The sequence below is a fragment of the Billgrantia campisalis genome (assembly GCF_022341425.1).
Taxonomy (GTDB): Bacteria; Pseudomonadota; Gammaproteobacteria; order Pseudomonadales; family Halomonadaceae; genus Halomonas; species Halomonas campisalis.
On the sequence record NZ_JABFUC010000031.1, the window covers coordinates 1 to 5,255 of the forward strand.

7 protein-coding genes are annotated in these 5,255 nt (G+C 54.3%); all 7 read right to left on the reverse strand.

Annotated features, from left to right (window positions below):
* Window positions 1-78: 78 nt before the first annotated feature.
* Entirely contained in the window at window positions 79-303 is a 225-nt protein-coding gene (locus HOP52_RS19370) for a hypothetical protein (RefSeq protein WP_238979175.1), read from the reverse strand.
* A gap of 268 nt (window positions 304-571) precedes the next feature.
* Entirely contained in the window at window positions 572-742 is a 171-nt protein-coding gene (locus tag HOP52_RS19375; protein WP_238979176.1) for a hypothetical protein, read from the reverse strand.
* Window positions 742-1,743 carry a virulence RhuM family protein gene (locus tag HOP52_RS19380; RefSeq protein WP_238979177.1) on the reverse strand — a complete coding sequence of 334 codons (1,002 nt, stop codon included), beginning with the start codon at window positions 1,741-1,743 and terminating at the stop codon, window positions 742-744. Before HOP52_RS19380 ends, HOP52_RS19375 begins: the two co-directional genes overlap by 1 nt.
* Window positions 1,744-1,848: 105 nt before the next feature.
* A complete protein-coding gene (locus HOP52_RS19385; protein WP_238979178.1) occupies window positions 1,849-2,274 on the reverse strand; it encodes a VOC family protein in 426 nt (141 codons plus the stop codon).
* A 46-nt stretch (window positions 2,275-2,320) separates the two neighbouring features.
* A complete protein-coding gene (locus HOP52_RS19390; RefSeq protein WP_238979179.1) occupies window positions 2,321-2,725 on the reverse strand; it encodes a VOC family protein in 405 nt (134 codons plus the stop codon).
* Between the two features lie 651 nt (window positions 2,726-3,376).
* Window positions 3,377-4,405, reverse strand: a complete 1,029-nt coding sequence (locus tag HOP52_RS19395; RefSeq protein ID WP_238979180.1) for an O-methyltransferase — start codon at window positions 4,403-4,405, stop codon at window positions 3,377-3,379.
* Entirely contained in the window at window positions 4,402-5,109 is a 708-nt protein-coding gene (locus HOP52_RS19400; protein ID WP_238979181.1) for a hypothetical protein, read from the reverse strand. Before HOP52_RS19400 ends, HOP52_RS19395 begins: the two co-directional genes overlap by 4 nt.
* Window positions 5,110-5,255 lie beyond the last annotated feature (146 nt).

A 5,255-nucleotide genomic window follows, 5' to 3' on the forward strand; every position in this document is an offset into this window, starting at 1 on the left:
TGATGGCAACCATGGCGTGCTGATCGTAGTCGTAGGGCTTGAACCTGGGCATGCTGACGACTCTCCCTTGCCTTTTCCTCATCCTACCGGGCGTGGTCGGGGTTTTGCTACAGCCTCAACGAAGACCCTCTCGAGGGCGGTGAACACCCCCGGTGCCAGCCCGCGCACGGTCGGCTCGGTCTCGAGTACGGACACCAGCGAAGCCAGCAGGATCAGCGCACAGACCAGTTTATTAAACTGCGACAGGCCCGACTGATGCCAGGCTTCCGGGGCCAGTTGCCGATGCAGGGCAGCTCTATCCATCCCCCTGACCTGCCCAGCATCCACTTGAGCAGGCTACCGCTCGGCTCCGACTGGTGTGATGACACCGCATGTCAGCTCCCTTCGACAATCCCCAGGTACCTTGCCACAAGTTATTGGCGGTCGTCTCAAGTGACCTTAGCCCAAGTACACAGGACCTCGTAACAGATTGCAAAAAAAGAGACCTACCCATTGGTAGGCCCCCGATGTCGGTCAAACCTGACATGTGGGCAGGCTCGGCTCGCCTTGCGAGACTACCGCGCCCCTTAGCCTATGCCCCTGGCTTCTTTTGGGCCTCCTCAAGGACGCGCTTCTGGCGTGCAATGGCATTGCGGATGACCTTGGCACGCAGTGCCTGCTTCTGCTCAGCGGTGGCATGTCGATGAAACCAGGTCAGCAAGGTTTGCTCGACAGGTGTTGGCTGATCGGCGTTCCCGCTCATCACTTCTTATCTCGCTTGACCTGCTGTTCCAAGGCTTCGAGCGCTTGCAAGTCCTCAAGATCGGCCTCGGCCGCTTCACTCTTTCGGCGCTGGGCATCGAACTGATCATAGCGCTCGTGGGCGATGCTTTTGGCCCGTTCTGCGCTGATAGTACCTGCCCCCTCGAGGATCGGGCTATCGTTGAATGCCAGCAGGCGGTCGACGTTCTGGCGCCAGTATTCCAGCGTCAGATCCTTGCGCTGCTTGGCCCGCAGCTCGGCCTGTTCGAGGAAGATCACCACCAGCCGGTTCAGGGTATCGACCTCATCGGCCGTCAGGTAATTCTTGGCCACCGTGACGTCCTGCTTGCGCACCCACCCGCCCTTCCAAGTGGTCAGCGCCATATTGGTCGCCCCGGCATCGGCACGATTGACGACAATCTCGGCGGCAGTCTGCTCGGTAACGGCGTACAGCAGCTTGTTCTGCACCTCGGCGAAGAAAAGCTGCGCGGCGCGGTCATCGGCGCGGTAGTCGCTGCTCAGAGCGAAGAGATCCCGCACCTTCTGGTAGAATCGCTTCTCCGACGCACGTATGTCGCGGATGCGAGCCAGCAGTTCGTCGAAGTAATCCCAACCGCCAGGCTCCTTCAAACGCTCGTCGTCCATGACGAAGCCTTTGACGAGGTATTCGCTGAGGTTGGCCGTGGCCCATTGCCGGAACTGCGTGCCGCGCGGCGAGCGCACGCGATAGCCGATGGCCAGAATCATCGGCAAGCCATACCACTTGACTTTGTAACGCTTTCCATCTGCGGCAGTTGTCAAGGATTCCTTGACAACTGAAGTCTGGGATAGCTCTCCGTCTTTCAATATGTTACGAGCATGAAGACTGACGTTCTGCTTGGTCGTGGCAAACAGCTCGGCAATCTCGGCCTGGGTCAGCCAGACGGTGCCACCTTCAGCGTGCAGGTGGATGGCGGTGCGGCCATCCTCGGTCTGGTAGAGAATCAGTTCACTGGCATCCATGCGTTCTTCCTCCTTCTCTCAGAAACAGGAAACCCGCCACGCGGGCGGGTTTCCTGCAGACTAGCACGGCGGGATGATCACTCCCACCCAATCGTCGCGGGCGGCTTAGCCGAGCCAGGTATTGCCCTTGGCATCGATGGGGAAGCCGGGGTTATACGCCACCTCCCAGAGGTGACCGTCCGGGTCGGCGAAATAGCCGGAATAGCCGCCCCACTCCGCTCGGCTGGCCAGCTTGACGATCCGCCCGCCGGCCCGCTCCGCCTCGCTCAGCACGCTGTCCACCTCGGGCTCCGAGCGGACGTTGTGGGCCAGGGCGATGCCGGAGAAGCCGCTGCCCTCATCCCCCACCCCGGCATCACGGGCCAGAGCGACGCGGGGATAGAGCGACAGAATCAGGCCGTTGAGCTGGAAGAAGACCACCTCGCCGTCCACCGCCATGCCCACCTCCCAGCCCAGGCCCTCCTCGTAGAAGCGCCGCGCCCGCGCCAGGTCGCCGACGCCCAGGGTGATCAGACTGATACGCTGCTCCATCGCGGGCCCTCCCAGCCAGCCCCTATTGATAGGAACACCATAGCTGTCAAATGAGACTCAGTCCCACGCAAAGAATGAGGGTCTGTCCCCGATTGCCCCACGGGTCGGCGAAATAGCCGGAATAGCCGACCCACTCCGCCCGGCTGGCCGGCTTGACGATCCGCCCACCGGCCCGCTCCGCCTCGCTCAGCATGCTGTCCACCTCGGGCTCCGAGCGGACATTGTGGGCCAGGGCGATGCCGGAGAAGCCGCTGCCCTCATCCCCCACCCCGGCATCACGGGCCAGGGCGACGCGGGGATAGAGCGACAGAATCAGGCCGTTGAGCTGGAAGAAGACCACCGCGTTGTCCACCGCAATGCCCACTTCCCAGCCCAGGTCCTCCTCATAGAAGCGCCGCGCCCGCGCCAAGTCGCCGACGCCCAGGGTGATCAGACTGATACGCTGCTCCATCGCGGGCCCTCCCAGCCAGCCCCTGTTGATAGGAACACCATAGCTGTCAAATGAGACTCAGTCCCACGCAAAGAATGAGGGTCTGGTCCCCGATTGCCCCCGTAGCGCTCGCCGCATCGAGATCCTGCTGCTCATCGCCATGCTGGCCAGCCTGGTCATGCTGGCGTGCGGCCTGAAAATTCGCCACGAGGGGGCGGCTCGGCAGTATCAGAGCAATAGCCTACGCTCACGGGCGGTCTTGTCCGTATGGCGGCTGGGCCGTGAAGCGCTACGGCGATGCACGGCCCCGCTCTCAAGATACCGATTGACGATGCTGATCACGCTCCTCCGTGACGAGGTCGCTGCTCAGCAGGGAGTGGCGTAGTGGGCTCAAAAACCTGGGGATCCCTCAGGGTCTGTCCCCAAAGAATGATTGCCTCGGGAAATGAGGGTCTGTCCCCGATTGCCGCAGTCCCACGCAAAGAATACAAAGAATAAGGGTCTGTCCCCGATTGCCCTGTCCCCGATTGCCCGATCACTGTACAAAAAGTATAACCTTGCATATTTCAATCGAATATCGGTAATGCAAAAATATAACATCAGGAACTTTACGGCCCTAACGCAGCGATACAACTATAACTGTTCACGCTATAAAAATTTTCAACCCTTAGCTTAGAGTATAATACCAGAATATTGCGGATAATGGCGATAGAATTTCAGGTAATTTTCTATCAGTTTCAGCGATTTCTTTTCTGTCTCCGCCAATGGATATCCTATCTCTCTTTGTATATCACTTGGGTCACTATTCGGCATAAAGGAATCCAATCTTATTCTTTCTTGCAGAGAGAGAACAGGCACCTCGATATCAACCAAGCTCTCGTCGCTTTTATAAAAAAACTCCCAATCTGTCAAAGTTGTTTTGGATAGCAAATCTCTCCAACCACTTTCAGTGGTTTTAACTCCTGTAAGAGTGAGCATTTTTTGTCCGTCTGCATAGGCGCACGCAGCTAAAGGATAAAATCTTTCCTGCCTTCCCGTAAGGGCTAAATAAGCAGCCCTAAAGAGGCAACCGAGCAAAATATAAGGGTAGTTTCTAGTTGTTATATCATCACTTTTCAAGTCATCAGACAAATACTCAGACAGAATTTTATATAACTTTCTGTGCCGATGAACACTCAATGCTTTTCTATACAGCCTTCCTTCTGGTTTATCTTCCTCTTCACTATACAGCTTCTCAGCACCAGCTTCCGAACCATCCCCTAAAGTAGCAACATTTGCATTGACAGTAATTTTTACTATATCGCCCACTTTAAGCTTAGGAAGCAGCGAGCGGAATTCTTCTACTTGATCCTTCAATTCATTAGGGTTTGTGTAATCCAACCAAATAACGGCATTACCCGACAAGTCGAAATTGTCTATTAATTCTGCTGAGCTACTAAGCCTGCACTCAATGCATGCATGGGGCCGGTTCACGCATTGTCGTTGATAAACACGCTCGTTGATTTCAAGGCTTAGCATTTTTTGAAAATCCAGCTCTGCATGAAGAGACTTAAAATCTTCTAAAAAAGGCCCACCCATCCCCACATAAGTGTAACTTTGCACTGGCAGACTAGCAGATAATATTTTCAGCGCCTCAATAAAAATTTTTCTATCAACATTTTTACAGGGACGCAAATGATAGGGTATGTAGCTTCCACTCATAGTTCTTCAGAAGCCTCTTCATGGATCATTTCGAAACACCGCTGAGCAACTTCGCTACTCGGCACATCTCGATTCTGGAAGAGATATTCAGCCACCATCTCTATCTCAGAGACCGGCTTAGAAAAACGCATAAATTTAGTCTTAACACCTTTCCCATGAGGCTTAGGAAGGTGTGGCATGAAATATCTTTCATCTACTCCACCACGCGGCCTTACCCATTCTTCGTCTGGAACAAAACTTGCCACATCTCTAACAGGAACGTTACGCGCCGAACTAAAAAGCCGCTTTTCCTCTTCTTTGTTGCTTTTCCAATTATTTGTATGCTGAGTAAATATTCGAACCCCTTCCTGCATTCGATCTCTTACTTTAAGATAAAGCTCACTACTCGCATCAAGCCCTCTCTTGGTAGTGTTAATAGGCAGCTTGGAAGCATCATCACTAGCAAACTCCACTACGCCAGAAATAGAAATAAACTGATTATGATAGTTAGGAACCCTGTTACTCCCCCACCCAGTTAAAGAAGTTTTGTCTTTGTAAACCACCACTCTCTCGTTTGCAATGATTGTCCAGCCAGCATCTTCAGCCCTTCTCTTTGGCTTCTCATTTTCCTCATCAAGTTCTTCTTCGCTAGGTGCTTGATCCATAAAACCAACAACCAGCCTTACTTTAACCCCACTTTCCTGTCTTTCGTAGATATAGGGCAAGATACCTTGTCTTTCTGAGTAATTTGTAAGCGGTCCAGCAACCCCATCTGTTGCGGCGTGAGTCAGTTCGGTAGAGTGTCTTTCCAACGCCAAGGGAGCAGGCAGTCGAGGTCGTCATCCTCACCGAGCATCGGCAGGGTCTCGAA